This window comes from Legionella stuttgartensis (genome assembly GCF_977063405.2).
The window spans coordinates 19,401-44,627 of record NZ_CDRUHA020000064.1 but is presented as its reverse complement, the minus strand read 5'-3'; the positions used below and the strand labels follow the sequence as shown (position 1 = coordinate 44,627).

Below are 25,227 nucleotides of genomic sequence, written 5' to 3'. Positions count from 1 at the left end.
GGTTATTCAAAGTGCCCACACAGTTTGTCTTCTCTCTTCTTAATGAACCTGCCCCGAAGGCGTGCTGCGTATTCTACTGATTTCACCCTCAGTGTCAAACACTTTTTTCATTTTTTTTAAAAAAAATGATGACACTCTGTTTATTGTAAATGCAGCTTGGCTATTCTACGCTTACCAACTTGTATTATATAGGTCTTATTTGTTGATAAAACAACTGCAGGGTCCTCAGCTTTATCTCCATCTATCTTAACTGCACCTTGCTTTACCAAACGAATCGCTTCTGAAGTACTTTGAGTTAGATTCATTTGTTTTAATAATTGAGCCAAAGAAAGCGGCTCTTTCGATGTTATGGTTTGTTCCTCTAGATCTTCAGGGATAATGCCCTTTTGAAATCGCTCTACAAACTCCTTATGTGCATGTTCTGCTTGCGTTTGGTCATGGAAACGTGCAACGATTTCTTTAGCAAAATCAATTTTTATATCTCTAGGATTCGTACCGTCCAGTACGGATTTTTTTAGAGCCTGGATTTCCTTTCCTGTTTTAAAGCTCAGTAAATCTACATACCGCCACATTAATTCATCAGAGATTGACATAATTTTACCAAACATATCGGATGCTGGCTCATTAATACCAATATAATTATCCAGTGACTTAGACATTTTCTTCACCCCATCTAAGCCTTCAATCAATGGAGTCATCATCACAACTTGTGGTTCAAGACCATAATGCTTTTGTAATTCACGTCCCATTAATAAGTTAAATTTCTGATCCGAGCCACCCAATTCAATATCGGCTTTAAGTGCAACAGAATCATAACCTTGAAGTAAAGGATATAAAAACTCATGAATTGCGATTGGCTGACCTGTAGTATACCGTTTATTAAAATCATCACGTTCTAACATACGTGCAACTGTGTGTGTTGCTGCCAGCCGAATTAAATCTGTTGCATTAAATTTTCCAAGCCACTGCGAGTTAAATGCCACTCTTGTTTTAAGAGGATCTAAAATTTTAAAAACTTGCTCTTGATAGGTCTTCGCATTATTAAGGACCGTTTCTGGGCTAAGTGGCAAACGTGTTACATTCTTCCCGGTTGGATCGCCAATCATCGCCGTAAAATCACCAATTAAAAAAATGACCTCATGACCATGTTGTTGAAATTGCCGTAATTTATTAAGTAATACAGTATGCCCTAAATGCAAATCAGGTGCAGTTGGATCAAAGCCTGCTTTTATTTTTAAGGGTGTTCCTTTTTGTAATTTTTTTTCCAATTCATGCTGAGGAAGGACCTCTTCACAGCCTCTTACAAGCTCGGAACAAACTGAATCTTCAACTATCATGACATCAAAACCTTTATAAATGATTGACCTATCTTCTCACACCGAGTATCTTAGCCCGGTTGGCAATTTCCTGCCATACCTAAAAGGTGATTTTAAGATAATTTGTCACCCGAAATTTAATAAATGCAGACAATAGCATGATTCCGGATGGCAATGTATAGGCAAACAATGGATAAAAAACCTTATATATATATCGAAAAAAGTAAAACGAATAAAAATAAAAAATCCAATCCATCTAAGGTATTAATGGGTTTTGCCTTGGTTATTGCCTTTTCACTACCCTATTTTCTTGTAAAAAAGTTTTCACATTCACATCAGGGACCTACAACTCAATCTATTGCCCTACCCAATCTCGAAGAGGATGAATCCGAAGAGTATCAAGATGAAGCTTACCAAGAAAATTCATTTCAAAATGAAGAAGAACAAATTGTTGAAGAGTCTAAACCCGATCTTACAGAAGAAACAGCTAAAACTGTTGTAAAAAACGCTGTTAAAACGGTTCAACCAGTTAAGAAAATTACCAAGGATAATGAATGGCAAACGATCAGACCTAGATCGGGTGACTCCATGGCTACTATATTTAAGCGCCTTGGATTAACTGCCCAAAATTTACATTTGGTTATGCAAAAAAATCCCTATTCTAAAGCACTAACCGCAATAAAACCCAGTCAAGAACTGAAGTTTTTAATTAATAAGAATAAGTTGGAAAAATTAATTATCCCGATGAACACCATACAAACACTTACAGTTTATAGGGATGGAGCGGTTTATAAAACAAAAATTGACTCCAAAAAAGTAAAAACCCAAGAGCGTTATGTTACAGGTGTAGTCAAGGGTTCCTTATTCGGCACAGCCCAGCAGTTAGGGATCCCTAGGAAATTAATTCAGCAAATGACTACTATCTTACGTAAAGAAATAGATTTTTCGCGTTCTGTTCGTAGTGGCGATCGATTTTCTATTGCTTATGAAACATTATATGTGGAAGACAAAATGGTGGGCACAGGTGATGTTGTTGCCGTTAGTTATACTAATCAAGGCAAAACTGCACAGGCTGTACGCCATATTAGTCGAAATGGTACGCGGGACTACTATACTCCTAAAGGCGAAAGCTTTAAAAAAGCATTTTCACGGTATCCCATTAAATTTAGCCATATCAGTTCGACCTTTACCACTTCAAGATATCATCCAATATTACACTATAAGAGAGCCCATAAAGGGATCGATCTTGCGGCTCCGATAGGAACTCCGATTCAATCGGTCGGTGATGGAACAATTGTTAATATTGGTCGGCACAATGGCTACGGTAATATGATTGAAATCAAACACGATAAGACATTCAGCACGCTTTATGGGCATATGCTTCGATTTGCAAAAGGTCTTTCCAAAGGAAGCAGAATAAGACGAGGCCAAGTTATTGGTTATGTAGGTCAAACAGGTCTAGCAACAGGTCCTCATTGTCATTATGAACTGCATGTTCATAATCAACCAAGAAATCCAACAACAACTTATTTGCCTACTGCATCCCCTGTTCCTGCTCGCGAAATGGCTCAATTTAAAGCGAAGGTGCGTAATGTGTTTGCTCATATGAAATCTTTAGAGAAAACAGATTATGCACGTAAAGACAAAAGTAAAGGCAAGAAAAAAACAAAAATAGGATAATTTAATGCTGAACGGCATGATTCGGCGTACGCCAAATCTTCGTGGGTGCCTGGTATTGCAGCACCCAATTAAGTTCTACCGAATTAGGGATTATCACCCGAATAAATAGCGACAAACAATGACTGACGCAATGATTCCGGCAAGATCAGCTAATAAACCTGCGGGAATAGCGTGTCGTGTGCGCCGAATACCTACAGAACCAAAATATACTGCAATAACATAAAATGTCGTTTCTGTACTTCCCATCATCGTTGCTGCAATTTTGGAAATGATCGAATCCCCGCCATATTGATGAATCAATTCTGCCATCATCCCCGTTGAAGCACTTCCAGAAAAAGGTCGAATTAAAGCCAATGGTAATACTTCCGGCGGCATACCAATCATAGCTAAAAGCGGGGCAAGAAGATTTGCCATTAAACCAAAAAAACCTGAGGCACGCAGCATGCCTATAGCAACTATCATAGCGATCAGATAAGGTACTACACTTAAAATTGTATCAAAACCTTGTTTCGCCCCCACAATAAATGCGTCAAACACATTAATTTTTTTTACTGCTGCAGCATATAAAGGAATACCCACAATAAAAACTAAAAGCATCCAATTGGATAATTGATTGGCAAACCCACTCATAAGCTATTTTTCCCTTCAACACGAAACATCGGTAATTTTGCTAATTGTTTTACAGAAATAATAGCAACCAACGTAGAAATGACCGTTGCGATCAATGAGCTGACTATAACGCTGCTAGGATTAGTACTGCCATTTGCAGCTAAATAAGCAATTGCTGTAGCAGGAATTAATTGTACGCTTGAAGTATTAATCGCCAAGAACGTACACATGGAATTTGTGGCAATTTTTGCGTGTTGATTCAGTGTTTGCAGCTCTTTCATTGCTTGCAGCCCAAATGGAGTTGCTGCGTTGGCAAGACCCAGCATATTCGCAGCAATATTCATAGTCATCGCCCCCATTGCAGGATGCTCAGTAGGAATATCAGGAAATAGTCGTCTTAAAATCGGCCGAAGTATTTTTCCCAGTAAAGCAACCAAACCTGATTCGTTCGCTATAGACATTATGCCTAGCCATAAGGACATGATTCCTGCTAAGCCAAGAGCGATTTCAAAACCTAGTTTTGCTGATTCTGTGACCGCACGAGCCACCTCATCAATACGTCCTTCAATTACCCCAACGACTACAGAAATTAGTATCATTCCTAGCCAAATTATATTGAGCATCCTTGCCTCCACACTTTGGAACAGGTTAAAATGTTGTCTTTATTTGGCTTTAGATAGAAAAAACGCATGAAGTACACACTTACTCCCTTAAAACATCTGGCTGTTATAGCCTGTTTTCTCATTTCTTTTCAAAGTCAGGCTTTTGACTCAGATAGTACCGAAAAACAAGCTAATTCCTCAATAGAAGAACTATATCATAGACTAGGCAGCATGCCGAATAGTTCAATGCCAGATAGAATAGATTGGGTTAGTAGCCAATTTTTAGGGGTACAATATGTACTTGGCTCCTTAGGAGAAGGACCAAAGGCTCGATATGATCAATTCCCTCAATATCGTGTTGATGCATTCGACTGTGATACCTACGTAAATACCGTCTTGTCATTAGCCGTTTCAAATTCTCTCACATCGTTTCAACAATGCATAAAAAATATACGCTATAAAAACGGAACTGTTTCTTATCTACAACGAAATCATTTCACTGGCTTGGATTGGAATCACAATAACCAGCGCAATGGAATACTCAAAGACATTACATTAACTATAAAAGATCAACATAATCAACCCGTAGCCAAAATTGCTGATGCAGTTATTAATAAACCCAATTGGTATGCCTATAAAACTGTCCAAACAATTAGATTAGTAAATGCGGATAAAGTAAAAGAAGAGGAACGATTAGATGAATTAAAAACGAAGGGCGCCAAATTGGAAACCATTGCAGAAGAAGTTCCATATATCCCCTTCACTGCATTATTTTCCGAACAGAATAAACCCAATATGTATTTATTCGAACAAATCCCTAATGGTGCAATCATCGAAATCGTAAGACCCAATTGGGATCTAAGCCAAAAAATTGGTACTGCATTAAATATTTCGCATTTAGGCTTTGCAATTCGAAATAAAGGCCAATTGTATTTTCGACAAGCGTCGTCAGAATACGGTAAAGTAGTTGATATTCCATTGATTGAATATCTTGAAAAAGCAATAAATAGCCCAACGATTAAAGGAATCAATGTCCAAATTGTTGTACCAACACAACCATTAACAGACTGTAGGTAGAATGCCTGTTTAAAATCAAACTTAGTTTGGGTAAACTACAAGTCAAAATGTAGTCTGGGTGAGGCGAAGTCCCAGGTTTAATTAATAAATTCCCGGGTTAAACTGCGTTTCACCCAGGCTAATCCAGGCATTAGGGATCATTAAAATGAATTACGGATTGACGCAAAAACCGAACTTATCGAGTAGTGAATGTCTTGTTCTTGGGGTGTTTTCTGATGCTGAACTATCTGATTTTGCTCTGAGTAAAGAGCATCATAACTTAGTTAGTAGGCTTATTAAAAAAACATCCGAAGCCGGCGATATGCAATGGCATCATGATCTGGATGGTAGCTTATTAATCATTCAATGCGGTGAACAAACTAAATTCACCCCATCTCAGCTAAAAAAAAGAGTAACAGAGATTACAGGTGCTTTGATAAAACACCGCATTCGCTCTGCAACAGTATGTTTGCCCCAAATAGCTCGATATTCAGCAAATTGGCAATTGGAGCAAATGATTGTTCAAATGGATAATCAACGCTATCAATTACTCGACTTTAAAAAGAAGAAAGCCAAGCCTCATCTATTAGAAACGATAACTTTTTATTTACCAAATGCTAGTGAAGAAGGATTAAAATTAGGTCAATCAATTGCAGCAGGTGTTGAATTGACTCGTCATCTGGCTAATATGCCTGCTAATATCTGTACCCCTACTTATTTAGGTGAACAAGCATTGCAGTTAGCTAAAGAATTTGCACAAAACATGAGCTGCAAAGTGATGGGCCCGGAGGAAATGCACCAAATGGGTATGGAAACTTTATTAGCAGTTGCACAAGGGTCAGCCCAACCACCAAGACTCATTGATATACATTACAAAGGAGCAGATGATGCTCCTCCAATAATTCTAGTAGGCAAAGGAATTACCTTCGATTCTGGCGGATTATCCATCAAACCAGCCAATGCAATGGATGAAATGAAATATGATATGTCTGGTGCTGCCAGTGTATTAGGTACTTTAAAGGCCTGTGCTTTGTTAAAGCTCCCGGTTCATGTTATTGGTTTAATTGCCAGTGCTGAGAATATGGTAAGTGGCACCTCGGTCAAATCAGGTGATATTGTTACGAGTATGTCCGGACAGACTGTAGAAATTATAAATACTGATGCCGAAGGTCGTTTGGTTTTAGCCGATGCATTGACCTACGCAGAGCGCTATCAACCGAAATTTGTCATTGATGTTGCAACGCTTACTGGTGGAATTATTGTTGCGCTAGGAACTGTTGCATCCGGTTTTATGACTCAAGATGAAGAATTAGCACAATTAATTGAGGATGCAGCTAAGGAAAGTAATGATAGAGTATGGCGAATGCCTTTAGATGATGAATATCAAGACGCCCTGGATAGCCCTTTAGCCGATATGATCAATGCAGGTTTTGATCGTACTGCAAGTAGCGTCACCGCAGCGTGCTTTTTGTCTCGTTTTACAGAAAAGTATCGCTGGGCACATTTAGATATCGCCGGTACAGCCTGGATTTTCGGAAAAAACCGTAATGCCACTGGTAGACCAGTTCCCTTATTAACTCAAATAATTCGCCATGCCCTCAATTCGCGTTGATTTTTATTTATTAGCAAGCGACCAAAATGATGCACGTTGGCTGCTCGCTTGTCGTCTTTTAGAAAAAGCTTATGCTAAAGGGCATAAGGTTTATGTCTTATGCAATAACAAACAGGATGCAGAGCTTCTTGATGAACTGCTATGGACATTTAAAGAAGACAGCTTTATTCCACATAACTTGCAAGGTGAAGGACCAGAGCCACCCCCTTCAATTCAAATAGGTTATGAAGGAGAACCTCGAGGATTTAACGATATTTTATTCAATCTATCCGATCATATTCCCAATTTTTATTCTAAATTCAAACGTATTATAGAAATTGTGATAAATATTGAGTCAGATAAAGAATTGAGCCGCAAGCATTACAGAGACTATCGAGTAAACGGGTGTAATTTATATACCCATCAGATAGAGGCTTAGAACGGAACGGTCAAATCTACCCATAAGGTCAGAAAATCCACTCATTTCTAATTTAAGATTTAATGCTGTTTTATATCTCCTGAGTATTAACTCTTTAAGGACACCGATAGAGGTTGTTGTTGTTCTTCCTCTTCTTCTTTTCCTGGTTGCTCAAATGCAAGCGCTTTACGCTTATCTGGACTTAGTGTTAAATAATTTTTAATAAATTCTTTTGCTTCCTGTCTAACTTTAGTATCTGAAAGCAGCTCCTCACTATATTTTTCTATAAAAGTAAAATAAGCAAACCGATCTTTAGGTCGTGCACCCTGAATTTTGATACGGTAATCAAGACTAATTAATGCCTCTCCTAGTGGCATTACGGGTACACCATTTACCTTTATTGGTTGGATTTTATTCAGTCCAAAATCTTCCTTATCGACCAGTTGAATTTTTAGTTTTTGATTTTTATTCGATTTATCAATAACATAAATATCGTTAACTAAACTAAATCCCTGCGGAATTTGCAATGTTATAGAGCTGCCTATACTTTGTAGTTTTGAATTTAATTGGGTTAGTGCCTCTTTTGCAGCTTTGCCATAGGACACCAAAATATCGATATCATCTGGATTCTCAAAGCCATTGCCTGCGAAATCAATCCCATGCATTAAAAGTCCCATACTACCTTGTACCATTGGTTCAAGACAAATACTGCGAGGTGGTGCTACCGGTTTAAACATAAACCCTCTGGGTCCCCCTATTTTCTTTTGACCGCCTTGGCTGTCTGCCGTTGGAGTGTAATCTTCCAATGCTTTAGTGACTAATGCTGCTATTTCTTTTAGATATTCTGTTGAGTGAGCCATGCTCCGCTCCCAGAAAATGAAGTTATAACAAAATTATAGCCAACTCTTTACCCTTTTGATCATTTGTTGATCAAAAGGGTAAAAAGCAAACTTAACTACAGTGATTTGAGAGAAAAAGATTTTTATTAATTTAAAATCAAAATAAACGACTTTTAGGGGAAAGAGAGAAAATAACTAGCCTTATGGCTTGAGACAACACAGCCAGAACCTGGTACTCATTGATTCACATTGATAAACAATGTTCGGCTGTGCTGTATACTGAAGTGAATTAATCCCAAAGGATATCTTTATCTTTTTTTATTGCAGCTTGCAATAAACTAATTAGAGGAACAGCGCGCTTTGACAAACTGATTTCTGGTTCATTTTCGTCATCGTTTTCGTCAACTTTTTTCTCTTTTGTAAGACCAGCCTGTAATCGTTCCAACGCTTCAGGAAGATTTTCCGATTTGATTGCTCCAGGAATAGTACCACTATGTCCCATTAAAGAAAGCAGACGCTTAGCCACATCTGCAAAATAAGTTATATCTTCATAGGCATCTGTATGAAATGTTATTAACATCAAAATCTCCTTTTAAACTCAACTTATTACGTTATCCATAAACCTTTAGCAAATACTCTGCAACCGTATGTAATCCCATTGCTTCACCACCTTCAGGTTTTCCAGGCCGATTACCCAAATTCCATGCCATAATATCAAAATGCATCCAGGGTATCGATTTTGCTACGAAACGTTGCAAAAATAACCCAGCAACAATTGCTCCTGCATAGGGGTGATCACTTGAGTTGGCCAAATCAGCAACATTTGAACGAAGCAACTCTTCATATGCACCAAATAAAGGTAAGCGCCAGATAGGATCAACCACTTTATAAGAGGCAGCTGTGACCTCTGCCGCTAAGTGATCGTTATTGGTAAACAACGCGGCAATTTCGGTACCCACTGAAACACGCGCAGCGCCTGTCAGAGTCGCAAAATCTATCAATAATTCGGGTTGTTCTTCACATGCTTTTACTAAGGCATCCGCCAAAACCAATCGTCCTTCCGCATCCGTATTATGCACTTCCACAGTTAAGCCGTTACGCATAGTTAAAACATCACCAGGCCTAAATGCATCAGGACCAATAGAGTTTTCTACCGCAGGTATCAGCATTTGTAGGCGTACAGGTAAATTCCGAGCCATAATCCATTGAGCAAGACCTATTACATGGGCAGCACCACCCATATCTTTTTTCATTAATCGCATACCCGAAGCCGATTTAATATCTAAGCCCCCACTATCAAAACAAACACCTTTTCCTACTAGAGTAATACGAGGATTTTTCTCATCGCCCCAAGTTAGAGACAACAAGCGAGGCGCTGATTTAGAAGCACGCCCAACAGCATGAATTGCTGGGAAATTATCCTTCAGTAATTCATCACCGACCCATTGTCTGAATTGTGCCTTATGGGTTTTTGCTAATTGTTCTACCACCTCAGCTAATTCTTTTGGACCTAAATCACTTGTTGGTTTGTTTATCAAATCCCTCACTAAAAAGTGAGCTTGGGCTAATGCCAAAATTGGATTTAAATCATCTGGATGAACTACTAAAAGACGTGGTTGCGCTTCTTGCTTTTTATATGCGTCAAAACGGTATTGCGCCAAAGCCCAACTTATTGCTCCTTCTTGAGAGCATCCACCTTGTACCTGATAAATATTCGCAGGAACAATTAATGCCGCATTGGCTAAAGCCAGGATCTGATTCCCATCCCCGGTACCAATAAATACTTTATCGATCAAACCATCTGCATTCTGAATGAAACAAGAATCACCTATTTTTCCTTTAAATTGATGCAAGGAAAGGCAATTCTGTACCGCAGGAGTAAGCATGCTCTGCTCCTCCTCCCATTGATCTTGCGAAATCAAATAAAGAGGAATAGCCCGTTCACCTTGCGTCTCATAAAATAACTTTGCTTGCATGTTTTTATTCCTTCACTTGACCACGAAATTGAGCAGGTCTAAGCCCAGTTAACCCCAGAACGAACAAATAAATGATTACTGCAATTGCTACATGAGCGGATAGTACGCTTAAACGCATTACAGGGGAAAAACTAAGCCAGTAACTTACTGTGCCACTCATTAAAATTAAATAAATGCTAATTGCTGCATTCGCAACGAGTAATTGCATACTGTATTTTAACCATCCAGGTGAAGGTTTGAATACCCCTCGTTTAATCAATAAAAACAATAAAGTCCCGCAATTAACATAACCTGCCAATGCGGAAGCTAAAGTTAGACCTGCATGAGCAAAATGCCAAATAAATATAGAACATAATAAAGTATTAACGATCATAGATATCGCACCCACCTTAACTGGAGTGCTAATATCTTGTCGTGCATAAAAACCAGAAGCCAATACTTTAACCATCATAAAAGCAGGTACACCTGCTCCCAGTGTGATTAAACTTTTTTGGGTCTGAATCACATCATAAGCAGTGAATTTACCATAGGCAAAGCAACTCGCAATCAAAGGCATAGCAAATAAACATAAACCTAACCCTGCTGGAACTCCAATGAGTAAAATAGAACGCAATCCCCAATCTAAGGCACTTGAATATTGGCTAATACTTTGCTCCGCATGCCGCCGAGATAAATGAGGAAGAATCACTGTTGCAATCGCCACACCAAAGACTCCTAATGGAAAATCAGTAAGGCGGTCGGTGTAATATAGCCAAGACACACTTCCAACTTTTAAAAAGGAAGCAAAAATACTATCAACCATTAAATTAAGTTGGGCGATAGAGACACCAAATAAAGCGGGAATCATCAACTTAAGCACTTTATTCACTCCAGCATCATTTCTGACTAACTGAGGTTTTACTAATAAACTACGTTGATGTAAAAATGGAATTTGGAAAAGTAATTGCGCAATACCAGCAATAAGAACACCCCAAGCCAAACCCACTACAGGCCTTGGTAAATGAGGACATAAATAGATCGCAGCAAGAATCATACTGATATTCAGTAATACAGGTGTAAATGCCGGAATTGCAAAATAACCATAGGTATTTAATACCGCTCCAGCCATAGCCGTTAGCGAAACGAGCATTAAAAATGGGAACGTAATACGCAACATTTCCGTGGCCAATACCGCACGGTCACTGTCATGACTAAAACCAGGGGCAAATAAAAAGATGATCACTGGTGCTGCAAATATCCCAATTAAAGTGACAACACTAAGAATGCTCCCTAAATATCCGGAAATACGCGCAATAAAAACCCGTACGTCGCTTGGAGAACGCGTTTTTTGATATTCAGCAAGTACCGGAACAAACGCTTGAGCAAATGCTCCTTCTGCAAAAAGACGGCGCATAAAATTAGGGATACGGAATGCGACAAAAAAAGCATCCATCCCGGCTTGAGCACCAAAAAAATTGGCAAGCACCATATCACGTACAAAACCTACAATACGTGAAATAAAGGTCATTACTGAAACCAGTGTTGTTGAACGTAATAAACTCTGCCGTTTAGGTACCATAATCTCTGTTTCTGTTGCTGACATAATTTTTATACAAGGCACAAATACCTTATAATATCCTAAATGAATCAACTGTCATAATTCTATATGTGGAATATTGGTCATTAAACGGAATCTGGAGGGATGATTAAAAATTCATATTGCCCCTTGATTTTGAACAGAAATGACACATACCGCCATAGAGTGAATCAATTTATGCTTTAGAAACAAAGAAGTCTATTGACAAATTCTAACTCATTGTGCATGATCATCATCTTTTTGTACCATCTGAATGAGTGGAGATTTTTAAGTGGCAAATATTAAATCAGCGATCAAACGTGCTCGCCAAAACGTAAAACTACGTCAACACAACGCCAGTGCACGTTCTATGTTCCGCACTTACATCAAAAATGTAATTAAAGCTGTTGAATCAGGTGATAAAGAAGCAGCTCATGCAGCATTCACTAAAGCACAACCCGTTATTGATAAAGCTGCTTGTAAAGGTTTAATTCATAAAAATAAAGCTGCTCGTATTAAAAGTCGTCTAGTAGCTCGTGTTAAGGCAATGGCTGCTTAATCACTCAATTCGAAAATTCGAACTGGCTATGCCGGTTCGATTTCTTTATCTCCTAATGAAATCGTGTAATCGTTCACGACTCTATCACCCTGAAAAATTTACGAATCCCTGATTTTAGCATTATGTTTATTGCCATATCTTTGGGAGATCCCTCATAATGGCTCAGATAGAATTGAAGAACTCCGTCATCCAGAATAGTTTATGACGAAGGAGCTCCTGTTTTGAGCATTAATTTTATTATTATGTTATACCACCACTCGAAGATCTTTTACTAAGTTTCAAAATGACATTTCTTACACCACTAAAATATCCCGGGTTATGGCATGCGCCTCACCCGGTTATAAGCAAAGCTAAGTAGCAACAGGTACCGGCAAAGGCGCATAGGTTTCTTCATTTTTCAAATAAGCTCTTCCGAGTATCTTGCATAAACTAATTTTGTCTTCAGTTGATAAATAAGAAGCTAAGGCTTCCAGTACGTTATAATCTTCTGCATCTTCTATTGTAGATGTCTCAGAGGGATACTCATCATAAATTGACCATCCATCTACCATGGCCATATAAAGAGAGTTTAAAAGTGTTTTTGCCTGACGGATTTTATTTTGTAATTTTTTCTCTTCACAACTTCTAGGCATAGAAAAGAAACTAAGCATCGAACCTTGCCAACCTGATATTTTAGCATCTTCCTTGGGGTGAATAGTGGCAAAAGCTTTATAAGAGGAAACAATGCGCTGAATTAAATCCTCTTGATATTCTTTGTATTTTTCAGGTAAAGACGCATTTCTTATTAACCACTCGGAACGCTGTAACTGACTGACAATATATTTCACTTCATCACGATACATTTCATCTATTTTAAATAAATTCTCAGTATCCTCTGATAATTGATCAAAACGTTGGGGCGGCACACTCCAATATAATTTAACCTCTTTATCCTGTTTCTTATCTCGGTAATAAACTTCTTTACCTGATGATTTTTTATGGGTATGTAACGGACCTTCGCTATGTAAAAGAATAGGTTCTAAACCTGGAATCAATCGTGGTAAAGAGGAGTTTTTAAATGGGGCGAGTTGTTCTTGAGTTAATATTCCTTCCAAAAGGGAAACTGCCCTAGTTTTACAAGTATTGGAATTCTTCAGGCTAGGTCCTGATAAACCAAATGATAAATGAAAATCAAACGGCTTAAGCCTTGAAGGGCGTCCTTCAATTTTGGCTTTTATTTGTTCGATTTCAAAAATTTGCCTGGAGTATGCCTCTTCTGGATAAACTCGTCCTTTTTTTGATGGATCGCTTTTAAAATTTTGACCATCACCTATTATTTCTTTAATAGCAGCTTCTTGATCTGCTACAGCTTTTGCACATCTCTTTTGTAATAATTCGAAATTATCCTCATCCAACTCAAAAGTGTATCCATGTAAACCATGCCCCAGATCCATAAAACGCACTTCTTCATTTATTAACATCCCATGATTGCCTTGGAAATCAACATCTAAATGATATTTGTTTTTGAATTGCTCGAACCAACTGTGTTTATCTCCAGTACTTGTAACACCATAAAATCCCCAAGTCTCAACAACCTCAAGCAATTGTTTGCTTTCATCCAGCATCGATAGAAAAAATGAACCATGCCAAAAAGGATTCCCTCCTACAGTATGATCAAATACGCAAAAAGTTATCGTATATTTCATCGTGACACTCCTGTCAATTGTTAGACTTTCTATTAAAAAACTAGATAAATCAAAAGCTATTTTGAGTAAAAATTATAAAATTTGCAAGATTTTATCCCAAGATAAAGGAGAATAAATTGAAAGAAGGCTTTTATTGAGAATAACAAGACGTGCGACGCATAGACGATAAACAAAGCTTCCCGGGCATGTTGACTTCACCCGGGAATTTAAGAATTAATTAACTAACCATAAATACTGACTAATTTTGCTTGGTTCAACCGCTCAAAAGCACGTTTAGCCGGTACAAAATTAGGATATTGAGTCACTAAACGTTGTAAAATCATACGCGATAAAATTTCATCTCCCTGATTCCACTCATTTAATGCTTGCAGATACATAAAATCTGCATTTTGCTCCATAATTAATGGAGCTTTACTCATAAACACGGGCTCAATAAAGCTTACACGGGCTTGATTTTGTGCTTCCATCCTTTGTAAAACTTTACGCGCTTGTACGCTACCATTATCGCTCGCCTGTTGTAATAACTCCTTACCCTTAACAAGAGAGCGCTCCCCAGCTGTACCTTCCAAATAATAAGTACCTAACTGATATTGCGCATAAGCATTTTGACGTGCAGCCAGTTTTTCATAAAAGCTTGCAGCCATTTTGGGGTTTTTATCAACACCCACACCATAATGATACATTCTTGCTAAAGCCAACATCGCTTTCTCATTCCCTTTATCTGCAGATTGTTGGTAATAGTTAATTGCGTCATTAAAATCAAGTTTGGTAATAACTCCTGTTTCTGATAACAATCCTAATTGATAAAGAGCATTGTCATTTCCTAAAGCCGCTGCTTTTTTATACCAGGATAAAGCTTGTTGTGTATCACGGGATTGTCCAAGGCCATTGAAATAAATTGCGCCTAATTGATTCATTGCCTCATGAACTTGGTGAGTAGATGCTTCAACAAACAAATCTCTAGCTTTTTGATAGTTGACTGGCGTTCCTTTACCGTATAAGTACATTAATGCCAAATCATATATCCCTAAAGCATCTCCTTTCGCAGCAGCTTGTTCATAAGCTTTGAATGCCTGGGCATAATTATCATTGACTGTTTCATCAATAAAACCTAAAGCAACCGAAGCTTCTGGTAGGACAGAAGCAGCCTTCTCATACCATTGCTTAGCCAAATTATAATCGGGCTCGCCATTCTCACCCAATTGATAAAACTGACCTAACAGATACTGAGCAAGAGGATTTCCTTGTTCTGCAGATGCAGTATACCAACGTTGTGCCTCAGCCAGATTAGGTTCGGAACCCAAACCTTTTTCCAGCATAAAAGCCAATTTCAATTGGGCATACTGGTCTCCTTTTTCGGCTAAACCAGAATAAATTTGTTTGGCTTCTTGCATTTTCTCTGGATCAGAATTTTCTGCCAAATAGAAATCAGCCAAAACGATTCCTGCATGACTGTTTCCTAATTTATAGGAGCGTATTAAATTAGGTAAGAAATCTTGTCCATTTTGTTTTTGCAACACGGCCATATTAAAATCAGCATAAGAGAATTTATCATCAACGGATTTCTGCAATTGCTCAATTCCTTTTGTCTTGTCTTGAGCAATACCCTTCCCTTCTGCAGAATAAGTTCCTAAGATAAAATCGCTTACTGAGTTTTGTCCTGCTTGCTGATACCAGGTGATCGCTTGTCCTGGATCCGCTTTAACACCGACACCCCGATCATAGAGTAATCCCAGCAATAATGCGGCATTTTCATCGCCAGAAGCCGCTTGCTCCTTAGCAATAAGAAAAGCTTGCGATTGTCTCGCCTTATCCTGATCCATAGCATCGTAAAATGCGAGTGGCAGTAATGCCTGCGAAATACCTCTATCTGCTGCTCCTTGATACAATTGACGAATCATAGCTATTCTGTGCTTCCTAACATTGACACTTAAACCGCTATCATTTTGACGCGCCAAACTATCTGCAAGCTCATATTCTGCCGGGCCATAATTATTGGCTGCAGCCAGATATAACATGGACATTGCCTGTTCAGGGTTAGGCTGAATATACACTGTGCCATCTGGACCAGTTATTCCCTGAGATAGGATTCTGGCCAAAACATATTGAGATTTTTTGTTTCCTTTAAACGCTGCATCAGTTAAATCATTTAATGCAAGCTGATAATCATTTTTATCCTTTGCATGCTGCAAATATAAAAGTCCTAAATTGTATTCAGCCCCCAAATGTTGCTGCTGTGCCGCATTTTGATAAAAAATAATGGCTGAAGAATCACTTTGTGCTACACCGATTCCATATTGAAACATTTGTCCTATTTGAAACTGCGATTGAGCATCACCTAATATGGCTCTGAAATATAAATGATTAAACATCGACATGTAGTTAAGTTGTGCTTGCCAACCTTGAGTCCACAAATCCATGATGCTGGCTTGGGAATTATCATCATAATCATAATAATTAGCATCTATGTAAGGAGCAGGTAAGTTCAACTGAGCAAATACAGGGGAATTGACCCTTTCCAAAGCAGAGAGCTGCGGGTCTAAAGGATAAAGAGGATAGGTCCATTGATTTGCCTGGAAGCTTGGGATTTTACTCAAGAGTGCATCGTAATAACTGGTAATTGGTACATCATTAGGTTGAACTAATTCAAATTGAGGCTGGAAAATAGACTGTCGCATTATTTTTTTCAGCTGAGGTGCTTGGTTATAAGCAAAATCTCCTAATACTGCAGGATTATGCCAGGCACTAAGTATTCCTTTCATTTGAAAATCGGTTTGTTCCAGTTTATCGGTGGTGCCATTACTTAACCACAATGCTGCTTGCGCTAATGCGGCTTCTTGATTTTTTGCACTTTCATCTTGATTCGCCTGAGCCAACCATTGTTTTGCCAAATTTTGATCCGCATCAACGCCTATTCCTTTTTGATACATTTCGGCTAACTCACGTTTCGCTTTGGGCAATCCATTCTGAGCGGCCTTCAAGGTCCACATAAATGCAGTTTTGGTATCATAAATTGGGCTTTTCTGTTGTAAATAAACGTGAGCCAAGTCTAAATATGCTTCATCACTTGACTGATTACCTGCTTTATTAAACCACTGCAAAGCTTGTTCTTTTTGATTTTGCTCTAAAGCCAATTCCCCTAAAGCCACCATTGCAGGCGCAAAACCTTGCGCTGCAGCTTGATTTAATAATTCCTCACCTTTCTTTTCATCTTTATCAACCAGCTGCCCTTCAAGATAAAGCTCACCCAATCGAGTTATGGCTTGAGTATTGCCATTAGCAACTGCTTTATTTAACCAAATAAGGCCTAATTTACGATTTGATGAATTACGACTATCAATAAAATTCTTTGCTAAGGTAAATTGTGCAAGAGAGTTACCACTTTTTGCCGCATTAATATAATAGCGAGTTGCCGTATCGCTATTTTTCTTTACCCCTACTCCATACATATAAGCGGCTGCCGTAAACATTTGGGCGTCTACATCACCTGCATCGGCTGCTTTTTTAAACCAGACAAAAGCTTGCTCCGGATTCTTATCATGCAATAAAGTGTATTTCGCCATCAGTTGGATTGCAGGAAGATATCCCTTTTGTGCGGATTGAGTAAAATAACGTATTGCTAACAAACTATTTTTTAACTGGCCATATCCATATAGATAAATCCGTCCTAAATAGTAATCAGCGACTGCATTTTTCCCTGATTGAGTCATCAAAGGCTCTATCGCGTTATTATAATTCCCTAATCGATAAGCACTAAAGTCATCAGCAAAAGTATTTTGGCTAGCTGATGCAACGAATAAACATACCCAAGGTACTAGCGATTTCATGAAAATTCTCCCTCTTTGCATGGCAATTTAACCTGATTTTTTATCATTATATTTTCAGATTTATACCCCAGGTATTATGCCATAATGCACTACTTCATTAACGGCCCCATTTCTCGTTGTGCCATCGACTATCCAAAAATTACCTTTATTATTCAAACCAAATTTAACATTAACGTATTCACATACTTTTATCGTATCAGCACAATCAATAATTTTTCCATAGGAAGTTTTACCATCCCCCGCTGTACAAATAAATTTGACTAATGGTTCCCCTGTAGCTAATGCCGCCCATTGTCGACCACCTATAGAATGATTATATCGAGTTGTATACTGACTATTCTCATCACGCATTTGGTACAAGCTGACCGTTTGGGTTGATTTATTAAAGAAGAAATACAAAGATTGCAAAGCACCCTCTTTCCCTGGATAAAGAGATAATACTTTTAAACTTTCCTTATACCCTACCGGCTTACATCCTATAGGAAACCTTGCCTCCTCTTTTTCCGCCTTGGCTTGCGCCTCTTGAGGGTCATTTTTTTTGGGTTTGGCTGCCTCAAGTTGTGCAGACATGAGTCCTAAGAACAGCATCAATGAAATTGAAGTGATTTTATTTATTGTGTTCATTATATTTCTCACTCACTGTCATTTATTGGACGTACAATAACCGTTGTACCCGTAAAATTATTTCGCTCACTTGATAACTCAACAAAGCTTTGATTTAACCATTTAGCATCTTGAGTGAACATCCGCACACATCCATGACTTGCTCTTACTCCAGGAATATCATCTGAACCATGTAATGCAAACCCTTTATGGAAAAACATGCAAAAAGGCATCTTTGCGCCACCTTTGCCTATAGGGAAGACATCGGAGACACATTTTTCATTTTCTTTACTGAAAACCCGATAAATTCCGGTTAAAGTGCGGCAAGAACGATTGGCATCAGGACATCGGTCTCTTCCAGATGAAATCGGTCCCCATTTCACCAGATTACCTTCGGCATCATAAGCACCAAAAGCCAATTTATCCTGATCAACAATAATTTGTTTTTGATGTTCATTCGGAATTTTTAATGGGAACGGTGCCACATCAAAAACGGAGAGATAAGCTAAGTTTTTTGGAACTGCGATAATCTTGCCAGTCCATAAAGGGTTATAGGTCCGATTGACCCTTTGCACAATATCGCGTTGATTCGGATCTGGAAATAAGGTATCCCAGCTTTGCCCCGACTCTACTTTAATACAGTCGTATTGTGGGTATCCACATAATCCAGTGCCATAAAAGTTACCCGCATTCGCAATGGTAACCATGAGCATCATCAATGCAGCTGAAAGTAATTTATACATATGCCCCCCTCTCACCTTACTTTTTATTTTTACATGCAAGATTTGTGCTTAAATATCAATTTATTCTAATTATTATTCGAGCATATCTAAAATAAGTTTAGTACGAATATTAGAGTTTTTGCTAGGGTTATGAATAATATTCCGCGTCATTAATCGATAACTGAGATTCAATAGGGAGATTTTTTGGGGTTTCGAACAGGAATAGAGCCCAGTTTTGCTGCATTGTACCCAGATTACAACCGCTTTATGGCAATATGTTTTCGCCATGAAAAAATTGAAAAATACGCTTTGCTAAATGCTCACTAATTCCTGAAACTTTGGCAATCTCTTCTAATGGAGCTTTAGCAAGCTCTCGTATCCCACCAAAACGATGCAGTAATGCTTGTCTTCGTTTGGCTCCAACTCCTTCTATATCCTCAAGCGTTGATTCCAATCTCTTTTTTTGTCTTTTTTTACGATGGGCCGTAATAGCAAAGCGGTGGGCTTCGTCACGAATATGTTGTAACAAATGCAAGGCTTTTGAGTCATCAGGTAACGTCCATTCTTTTGCTTCGTGCACTAAAATCAATTTTTCCCATCCCGCTTTCCGTGAGGGTCCTTTAGCCACTCCCAACAAGGTAACCGTTGAAACACCTAAGGACGTAAGAACTCTCTGGGCCACCGCGACTTGTCCCTTGCCTCCGTCAATAATTAATACATCGGGTAAAGATTGAGCTTCCACTAAACGCTTAAAGCGACGGGTAATTGCCTGTTCCATTGCGGCATAATCATCTCCTGGAGTAATACCTTCGATATTAAAGCGTCGATAGTCATTAGGACTAGGACCTTCATGATCAAACACAACACAGGATGCAACAGTCGCTTCACCTTGAGTGTGACTAATATCAAAACATTCCATGCGTTCAATGGGTTTACTTAGACCCAAAAGCCGCTCCAACTCTAGGAAACGAGATTTCATTGTGGAATGTTTCGTAACATATTCGGCTACTGAAACACGTAAATTATTTCGTGCAAAATCCATCCAGCGGGACTTAATTCCGCGAGGATTCACTTGAATTTTACACAATTTCCCACGCTGTTGTGATAATGCTTCTTCTAAAGACTGGTGATCCACCAAATTCTGATTCGTAATGATTAAAGCAGGAATCTTCTCTGGGGCGTCTAAATAATAAAATCCAATAAATGCATCAAAAGTTTGTTGCCACAAATCGTCCATGTCGAGTTCATCTTCTAGACCTTTTTGAGGGACTGATGGAAAATAGCTACGACTTGCCAATACTTGACCTTCACGAATGGTCACACATTGGACGCATGCAAAACCAGGGCTAAGTTCAATTGCAATAGCATCTGCATCCCCACGTAATTGCAAAACCCCCTGTTGTTCTTGCACCAATCGCAAACTTTTAATTTGATCGCGCAAAAGTGCTGCTTCTTCAAAATTTAATTCGTTTACAGCTTTATCCATTCGCTTAGCAAGCTCATCAAGAATTAATTGAGATTTACCCTGTAAAAATCGCATAGCGTCCTGCACTGATCGTTTGTAATCTTCAGGTGTTATAAAATTGACACAGGGTGCAGTACATCTTTTAATTTGGTACTGCAAGCAAGGTCTTGATCGTGCATTGAAATAACTGTCTCGACAATTCCGGACTTTAAAGACTTTTTGAATAGTGACTATGGTTTCTTTTACCGCGGCACTACTGGGATAAGGACCAAAAAAATCACCTGAAAGAGGTTTTTTTTTAGAACGATAGCTTTCTATACGCGGAAAGTCAGGATGATTGGATAGATGAATGTATGGATAAGATTTATCATCACGTAATAAAACATTGTATTTGGGTTTTAATGTTTTAATCAGATTGCTTTCCAATAATAAAGCTTCTGTTTCGCTACGCGTAACGGAAATTTCTATAGAAACGATTTGATTCACCAAAGAACGGGTTTTAATCCCTGTATTTTGTTTGTTGAAATAGCTTGTAACCCGCTTTTTCAGATTGGAAGCCTTACCTACGTAAAGAAGATGACCCGCTTCATCAAGCATTCGATAAACTCCGGGCTCATTAGGTAACTTTGTCAGAAACAACGCTAATTCTGTAGAAATATTCATGTAATAATAGCAATAATTTTGGTTTAAAAAGTATTATAGGTGCAGTGCTGCTGCACCTGCTCCTTACTCAAAATAAAAATTTTTGGAGGAAAGTCAGACGCTGCACCCAGGCTACACTAGGGCCTTTAATCTTCTGACGTCAAGTCGATGGGATTTTCTATAATTCCATGTTTGAGTGCTAAATAAGTAAGCTCCACATCATTTTTAATACCTAATTTTTCAAATGTTCGATAACGGTAGCCATTAATTGTCTTGGTGCTAAGGAAAAGTCTATCACTAATTTCTTGCACATTCATGCCACTGGTAATCATCAACATCACTTGCATTTCACGTTCAGATAATACATCAAAGGGTGAACCTTGTACTTCTTCTAAGCTATTAATCGCAACTTTCTGAGCAATTTCAGCACTAAGGTATTTTTCTCCTTTGGCAACTTTACGTATTGCAGCAGCCATTTCTTCGGCACCCGATTCTTTCGTCAGATACCCCATAGCGCCTAATTGCAAAACACGAGTAGGTAACAGATCGGAACACATCGCGGTTACAGCTATAACCTTAATATGTGGATTGGATTTTTTTAGACGACGTGTTACTTCCCAGCCATCAATCCCAGGCATTTTCATATCTAAAAGGACCACGTCAGGTGAATGTTTTTTTACCAATGCCAAAGCTTCTTCACCGCTTTCTGCATCAGCGACTACCTCTACATCCGACATATCTTCGAGTAATCGTCGAATACCCATTCGAACCAATGCATGGTCATCAACAATTAGTACTTTAATCAAATAATGCTCCTTGACCTTAAAGCCAATGAACAAACTAGGTTGCTCGATGTTAACAAGACTAGCTGTTCATTACAATACATAGATTAACATGCTCTAATATGGATATTAGGGTTATCTGGATCCACTTTGAAAAAAGGTGGAAACTCACCTAGTTCTCGAGTTCGAGCTAGAAGTTTACCTATGTCTGATAAAACAAAATCGTACAAAACCTGATAATCATTAATTACAAAATAAACGGGTTGTAACATATCGATGCGATAGGGCATCCGAAATGCAGCTACTGGTTCAAAAACCACTCTAAGCGGAATATCACTTTCGACGCTATAGACTGTTTCACTGATAGAAGACAGTATTCCACCGCCATAAGCTCGCAATCCCTGTGCGCTTCTCACTAAACCAAACTCCACAGTAAACCAAAACAATCGTTGGAGTAAGGGCCAATCTGATTCAGGGAAGGTTAATACTTTTTGGGCATAGTCATAAACAAACTCTGCATAAACCTTATCCGTCAACATGGGACAATGGCCAAAGACTTCATGAAAGATATCAGGCTCTTTAACATAATCCAACTCTTCTTCATTTCGAATAAAAGTAGCTACAGGAAAATGTTTGGTGGCCAACAATTCAAAAAATTCTCGAGCGGAAATTAATGCCGGGACTCCAGATACTTGCCAACCAGTTTCAGCTTTAAGCCTTTGATTTAGATCGGGAATCTGTGGAATTTTTTCAGATTTTATCGCTAAAGTTTTTAATCCAGTTATGAATTCATCACAAGCTCTTCCTGGTATTAATTTTATTTGTCTTTCAAATAAAATACTCCAGATTTTATTTTCTTCGGCAGAATAATTAACAAACCCTTGAGCGTCAGGAATATGCGCTACATAACGGCTTGAAAATTCCATAATTTCTCCTTTACATACAAATGATCGTACAAATTAATCGCAAACTAGTATTTATCTTAAAAAAAACCACCTTTTCTAGTTATTAGGCAATTTCAGAATAAATGTCAATAACTATTACAGATTTTTCAAATTATGCTATAAAATCAAGCTAATATGATCTTCGGAAATAAACAATGACGGCAGCCATTTTAGCAACCGGTGATGAAATTGTTCATGGTGATACCCTAAATACCAATGGTCGCGACATCGCTCATGCCTTAAGCTCTGAAGGTTTATCTTTAGGCCTGCACCTTTCTTGCAGTGACAAAAAAGTTGATATTATCAATTGCTTGCAGTTCTTAACCAAAAAGCATGACATTATCATTATCATTGGCGGACTAGGACCTACCACAGATGACCTCACTCGTTTTGCCTTATCTCAATTTACAGGCGAAGCATTGGTACAACATGCAGAAGCTCTTGAGCACATAAAAACGCGCTTACGAGATGCAAAGCTAATCCTCAATGCAGGGAATTTACAACAATGCCTTTTTCCTGAACAAGCCCAACTTTTACCCAATCCTGTGGGAAGCGCTTTAGGGTGCTATTATCAGTGGAATAATAAAATCTTTTTTTTATTACCTGGTCCACCCCGTGAATGTTTGCCAATGTTTAATAATTACGCACTGCCTATCTTGCAGCAAACTACCCACAGCCACAAACAAATACTCAAGTGGCGAATTTTTGGCTTGGCAGAAAGTGAAATAGCCCAAAAATTAGAAGATGCGCTTGAAAGTATTGATTGTCATACAGGCTATCGATTGGAATCACCTTATATAGAATTTAAGGTGCGTTGTACTCCCAATTTGATGCATAAAGTAAAGGACATAGTCGATCCAATCCTAGAACCACACATTATTAGCTCTGTAGAGAAAAAAGCGTCAGAACACTTACGTGAATTAATTGCCAGTATTAATGAACCAATAACTATAATTGATGAAGCAACGGGGGGATTATTGCAATTATTGCTAACCAGGCCCAATACACATCATTTATTACATTTTAGTGATTTACATCAAAATAAGCTGTATTTTCATATCAGTGGCCTAGCAGAATATTGGCAGCAACAACCCACAAACGGGACAACACAAGTAATCATTGACTACAGCAATCACTCTCAAGAAGGACGTGAAACCCATAGCATCCCCTATCGGAGTGTTTCAGTAGTTGAACATGCTGCAGAATGGCTATGCTTCAGACTCTTTCATCTCATCAATCAGCTGCATCAATGAATAGCATAATTGTTGTGTTCCTTCACCACTGATTGCAGAAATGGCAAATACCTTATCTTCCCAGCCCAGGCCCTTTACTATGGTCTGTATTCTTTCTTCACGACTCTCAGCATCGGGTAACATATCTATTTTGTTCAACACCAGCCATCGAGGTTTTTGCAACAGTTCAGGATTGTATTCCGCTAATTCATGAATAATTGCTTTAGCTGAGGCAACCGGATCACTGTCGTCTAATGGAGCGACATCAATTACATGGAGTAACACACAGGTACGTGAAAGATGTTTTAAAAACCGATGCCCAAGCCCAGCACCAGTAGAGGCCCCTTCAATGAGACCTGGAATATCAGCCATCACAAAGCTTTTGTGTGAAGAAACACTCACCACACCTAGACCTGGATGCAACGTAGTAAAAGGATAATCCGCTACTTTTGCTTTTGAACTGGATACTGCGCGGATTAAAGTAGATTTTCCGGCATTAGGCAATCCTAATAAACCCACATCAGCCAAAACACGCAACTCCATACGTAAATGCCGTGATTCGCCTGGACTTCCTGGACTCGTTTGCCTTGGAGAACGATTTACACTACTTTTATAGCGTGTATTTCCTAAACCATGAAATCCACCTTGAGCAATCAATACGGGTACGCCTGGTTCTTTAATATCACCCAACAACTCTCCAGTATCTACATCATAAATCATAGTGCCGACAGGGACTTTTATCGTTAAATCATCACCTTTTTTTCCGGTACAATTTCCTCCCATGCCATGCTGGCCATTACCTGCTTTATAATGACGCATATAACGGAAATCAATCAGGGTATTTAAATCCGTACTGGCTTCAAAATACACGCTGCCGCCATCACCACCATCACCGCCATCAGGACCACCACGGGGTATGAATTTTTCGCGTCTGAAGCTTAGACAACCATTTCCACCATTGCCCGCATCTACTTTTATTACTGCTTCATCAACGAATTTCATGACCAACCTCAAAATAAAAAAAAACCCCGTTGCCGGGGTCAAATAGCGACATTGCATTTGGGTATAACATGTATCCTGAATTAAGTACAATCATATTCCGGAATACGTTATAAACACCAAAG

Annotated in this window: 21 protein-coding genes; 6 read left to right on the top strand and 15 right to left on the bottom strand. The window is 38.6% G+C overall.

From position 1 onward, the window contains the following. Positions 1–140 precede the first annotated feature (140 nt). Positions 141–1,337 carry a tyrosine--tRNA ligase gene (tyrS, locus tag ACWTEW_RS24000; RefSeq protein ID WP_454783500.1) on the bottom strand — a complete coding sequence of 399 codons (1,197 nt, stop codon included), beginning with the start codon at positions 1,335–1,337 and terminating at the stop codon, positions 141–143. Positions 1,338–1,505: 168 nt separating this feature from the next. Between tyrS and ACWTEW_RS23995 the strand changes: the two genes are divergently transcribed. Beyond that, positions 1,506–2,996 carry a M23 family metallopeptidase gene (locus ACWTEW_RS23995; RefSeq protein WP_454783501.1) on the top strand — a complete coding sequence of 497 codons (1,491 nt, stop codon included), beginning with the start codon at positions 1,506–1,508 and terminating at the stop codon, positions 2,994–2,996. Positions 2,997–3,089: 93 nt separating this feature from the next. Here ACWTEW_RS23995 and ACWTEW_RS23990 read toward each other — a convergent pair whose 3' ends face one another. Together ACWTEW_RS23990 and ACWTEW_RS23985 are read right to left on the bottom strand one after the other, a co-directional pair. Next, positions 3,090–3,626 carry a spore maturation protein gene (locus ACWTEW_RS23990; protein ID WP_454783499.1) on the bottom strand — a complete coding sequence of 179 codons (537 nt, stop codon included), beginning with the start codon at positions 3,624–3,626 and terminating at the stop codon, positions 3,090–3,092. After that, entirely contained in the window at positions 3,623–4,228 is a 606-nt protein-coding gene (locus tag ACWTEW_RS23985; protein WP_454783498.1) for a nucleoside recognition domain-containing protein, read from the bottom strand. The genes ACWTEW_RS23990 and ACWTEW_RS23985 overlap by 4 nt, the downstream gene beginning before the upstream one ends. Positions 4,229–4,294: 66 nt before the next feature. On the opposite strand from ACWTEW_RS23985, the gene ACWTEW_RS23980 reads away from it, so the two are divergent. The 3 genes from ACWTEW_RS23980 to ACWTEW_RS23970 all read left to right on the top strand — a co-directional run bounded on the left by ACWTEW_RS23980 (position 4,295) and on the right by ACWTEW_RS23970 (position 7,293). Then, a complete protein-coding gene (locus ACWTEW_RS23980; RefSeq protein WP_454783497.1) occupies positions 4,295–5,284 on the top strand; it encodes an N-acetylmuramoyl-L-alanine amidase-like domain-containing protein in 990 nt (329 codons plus the stop codon). Between the two features lie 145 nt (positions 5,285–5,429). Next, complete coding sequence (locus ACWTEW_RS23975) at positions 5,430–6,875, top strand: leucyl aminopeptidase (protein WP_454783496.1); 1,446 nt, start codon at positions 5,430–5,432, stop codon at positions 6,873–6,875. Then, positions 6,856–7,293 (top strand): DNA polymerase III subunit chi, encoded by a 438-nt coding sequence (locus ACWTEW_RS23970; protein WP_454783495.1) that lies wholly within the window; start codon positions 6,856–6,858, stop codon positions 7,291–7,293. The genes ACWTEW_RS23975 and ACWTEW_RS23970 overlap by 20 nt, the downstream gene beginning before the upstream one ends. A gap of 86 nt (positions 7,294–7,379) precedes the next feature. Here the strand turns inward: ACWTEW_RS23970 and ACWTEW_RS23965 are convergent, their stop codons facing one another. The 4 genes from ACWTEW_RS23965 to murJ form a co-directional block, all read right to left on the bottom strand. Then, a complete protein-coding gene (locus tag ACWTEW_RS23965; RefSeq protein ID WP_454783494.1) occupies positions 7,380–8,132 on the bottom strand; it encodes a hypothetical protein in 753 nt (250 codons plus the stop codon). Between the two features lie 268 nt (positions 8,133–8,400). After that, the gene (locus ACWTEW_RS23960) at positions 8,401–8,691 is read right to left on the bottom strand and encodes a DUF1840 domain-containing protein (protein WP_454783493.1); all 291 of its coding nucleotides are present in this window, start codon (positions 8,689–8,691) and stop codon (positions 8,401–8,403) included. Positions 8,692–8,722: 31 nt separating this feature from the next. After that, positions 8,723–10,087 (bottom strand): leucyl aminopeptidase family protein, encoded by a 1,365-nt coding sequence (locus tag ACWTEW_RS23955; RefSeq protein WP_454783492.1) that lies wholly within the window; start codon positions 10,085–10,087, stop codon positions 8,723–8,725. Positions 10,088–10,091: 4 nt separating this feature from the next. Further along, positions 10,092–11,669, bottom strand: a complete 1,578-nt coding sequence (murJ, locus tag ACWTEW_RS23950) for a murein biosynthesis integral membrane protein MurJ (RefSeq protein WP_454783491.1) — start codon at positions 11,667–11,669, stop codon at positions 10,092–10,094. A 265-nt stretch (positions 11,670–11,934) separates the two neighbouring features. Here murJ and rpsT point away from each other — a divergent pair, with 265 nt between their 5' ends. Beyond that, entirely contained in the window at positions 11,935–12,201 is a 267-nt protein-coding gene (rpsT, locus tag ACWTEW_RS23945; protein WP_454783490.1) for a 30S ribosomal protein S20, read from the top strand. Between the two features lie 350 nt (positions 12,202–12,551). Here rpsT and ACWTEW_RS23940 read toward each other — a convergent pair whose 3' ends face one another. The 7 genes from ACWTEW_RS23940 to phhA all read right to left on the bottom strand — a co-directional run bounded on the left by ACWTEW_RS23940 (position 12,552) and on the right by phhA (position 22,853). Further along, the gene (locus ACWTEW_RS23940; RefSeq protein WP_454783489.1) at positions 12,552–13,886 is read right to left on the bottom strand and encodes a hypothetical protein; all 1,335 of its coding nucleotides are present in this window, start codon (positions 13,884–13,886) and stop codon (positions 12,552–12,554) included. A 221-nt stretch (positions 13,887–14,107) separates the two neighbouring features. Beyond that, complete coding sequence (locus ACWTEW_RS23935) at positions 14,108–17,713, bottom strand: SEL1-like repeat protein (protein ID WP_454783488.1); 3,606 nt, start codon at positions 17,711–17,713, stop codon at positions 14,108–14,110. A gap of 60 nt (positions 17,714–17,773) precedes the next feature. Continuing rightward, entirely contained in the window at positions 17,774–18,337 is a 564-nt protein-coding gene (locus tag ACWTEW_RS23930; RefSeq protein WP_454783487.1) for an endopeptidase IV, read from the bottom strand. A gap of 8 nt (positions 18,338–18,345) precedes the next feature. Then, positions 18,346–19,059: a L,D-transpeptidase gene (locus tag ACWTEW_RS23925; RefSeq protein WP_454783486.1), complete on the bottom strand. Its 714-nt coding sequence runs from the start codon at positions 19,057–19,059 to the stop codon at positions 18,346–18,348. A 244-nt stretch (positions 19,060–19,303) separates the two neighbouring features. Further along, on the bottom strand, positions 19,304–21,166 hold the full coding sequence (gene uvrC / locus ACWTEW_RS23920; RefSeq protein ID WP_454783485.1) for an excinuclease ABC subunit UvrC: 1,863 nt from the start codon (positions 21,164–21,166) through the stop codon (positions 19,304–19,306). 125 nt (positions 21,167–21,291) lie between these two features. Next, positions 21,292–21,951, bottom strand: coding sequence for a two-component system response regulator LetA (letA, locus tag ACWTEW_RS23915; RefSeq protein ID WP_454783484.1), 660 nt, complete (start codon positions 21,949–21,951; stop codon positions 21,292–21,294). Between the two features lie 83 nt (positions 21,952–22,034). Beyond that, a complete protein-coding gene (gene phhA / locus ACWTEW_RS23910) occupies positions 22,035–22,853 on the bottom strand; it encodes a phenylalanine 4-monooxygenase (RefSeq protein WP_454783483.1) in 819 nt (272 codons plus the stop codon). A gap of 173 nt (positions 22,854–23,026) precedes the next feature. Between phhA and ACWTEW_RS23905 the strand changes: the two genes are divergently transcribed. Then, on the top strand, positions 23,027–24,124 hold the full coding sequence (locus ACWTEW_RS23905) for a competence/damage-inducible protein A (protein ID WP_454783482.1): 1,098 nt from the start codon (positions 23,027–23,029) through the stop codon (positions 24,122–24,124). On the opposite strand, the gene cgtA is transcribed toward ACWTEW_RS23905, so the two are convergent. Further along, the gene (gene cgtA, locus ACWTEW_RS23900; protein WP_454783481.1) at positions 24,080–25,105 is read right to left on the bottom strand and encodes an Obg family GTPase CgtA; all 1,026 of its coding nucleotides are present in this window, start codon (positions 25,103–25,105) and stop codon (positions 24,080–24,082) included. The two genes, ACWTEW_RS23905 and cgtA, sit on opposite strands and share 45 nt — an antisense overlap. Between the last annotated feature and the right edge of the window lie 122 nt (positions 25,106–25,227).

What these genes read in the sequence shown, in the direction of transcription:
- tyrS (WP_454783500.1), bottom strand. Translation starts at nt 1,337, where the DNA reads ATGATAGTTGAAGATTCAGTTTGTTCCGAGCTTGTAAGAGGCTGTGAA.
- ACWTEW_RS23995 (WP_454783501.1), top strand. Translation starts at nt 1,506, where the DNA reads ATGGATAAAAAACCTTATATATATATCGAAAAAAGTAAAACGAATAAA.
- ACWTEW_RS23990 (WP_454783499.1), bottom strand. Translation starts at nt 3,626, where the DNA reads ATGAGTGGGTTTGCCAATCAATTATCCAATTGGATGCTTTTAGTTTTT.
- ACWTEW_RS23985 (WP_454783498.1), bottom strand. Translation starts at nt 4,228, where the DNA reads ATGCTCAATATAATTTGGCTAGGAATGATACTAATTTCTGTAGTCGTT.
- ACWTEW_RS23980 (WP_454783497.1), top strand. Translation starts at nt 4,295, where the DNA reads ATGAAGTACACACTTACTCCCTTAAAACATCTGGCTGTTATAGCCTGT.
- ACWTEW_RS23975 (WP_454783496.1), top strand. Translation starts at nt 5,430, where the DNA reads ATGAATTACGGATTGACGCAAAAACCGAACTTATCGAGTAGTGAATGT.
- ACWTEW_RS23970 (WP_454783495.1), top strand. Translation starts at nt 6,856, where the DNA reads ATGCCCTCAATTCGCGTTGATTTTTATTTATTAGCAAGCGACCAAAAT.
- ACWTEW_RS23965 (WP_454783494.1), bottom strand. Translation starts at nt 8,132, where the DNA reads ATGGCTCACTCAACAGAATATCTAAAAGAAATAGCAGCATTAGTCACT.
- ACWTEW_RS23960 (WP_454783493.1), bottom strand. Translation starts at nt 8,691, where the DNA reads ATGTTAATAACATTTCATACAGATGCCTATGAAGATATAACTTATTTT.
- ACWTEW_RS23955 (WP_454783492.1), bottom strand. Translation starts at nt 10,087, where the DNA reads ATGCAAGCAAAGTTATTTTATGAGACGCAAGGTGAACGGGCTATTCCT.
- murJ (WP_454783491.1), bottom strand. Translation starts at nt 11,669, where the DNA reads ATGTCAGCAACAGAAACAGAGATTATGGTACCTAAACGGCAGAGTTTA.
- ACWTEW_RS23940 (WP_454783489.1), bottom strand. Translation starts at nt 13,886, where the DNA reads ATGAAATATACGATAACTTTTTGCGTATTTGATCATACTGTAGGAGGG.
- ACWTEW_RS23935 (WP_454783488.1), bottom strand. Translation starts at nt 17,713, where the DNA reads ATGAAATCGCTAGTACCTTGGGTATGTTTATTCGTTGCATCAGCTAGC.
- ACWTEW_RS23930 (WP_454783487.1), bottom strand. Translation starts at nt 18,337, where the DNA reads ATGAACACAATAAATAAAATCACTTCAATTTCATTGATGCTGTTCTTA.
- ACWTEW_RS23925 (WP_454783486.1), bottom strand. Translation starts at nt 19,059, where the DNA reads ATGTATAAATTACTTTCAGCTGCATTGATGATGCTCATGGTTACCATT.
- uvrC (WP_454783485.1), bottom strand. Translation starts at nt 21,166, where the DNA reads ATGAATATTTCTACAGAATTAGCGTTGTTTCTGACAAAGTTACCTAAT.
- phhA (WP_454783483.1), bottom strand. Translation starts at nt 22,853, where the DNA reads ATGGAATTTTCAAGCCGTTATGTAGCGCATATTCCTGACGCTCAAGGG.
- ACWTEW_RS23905 (WP_454783482.1), top strand. Translation starts at nt 23,027, where the DNA reads ATGACGGCAGCCATTTTAGCAACCGGTGATGAAATTGTTCATGGTGAT.
- cgtA (WP_454783481.1), bottom strand. Translation starts at nt 25,105, where the DNA reads ATGAAATTCGTTGATGAAGCAGTAATAAAAGTAGATGCGGGCAATGGT.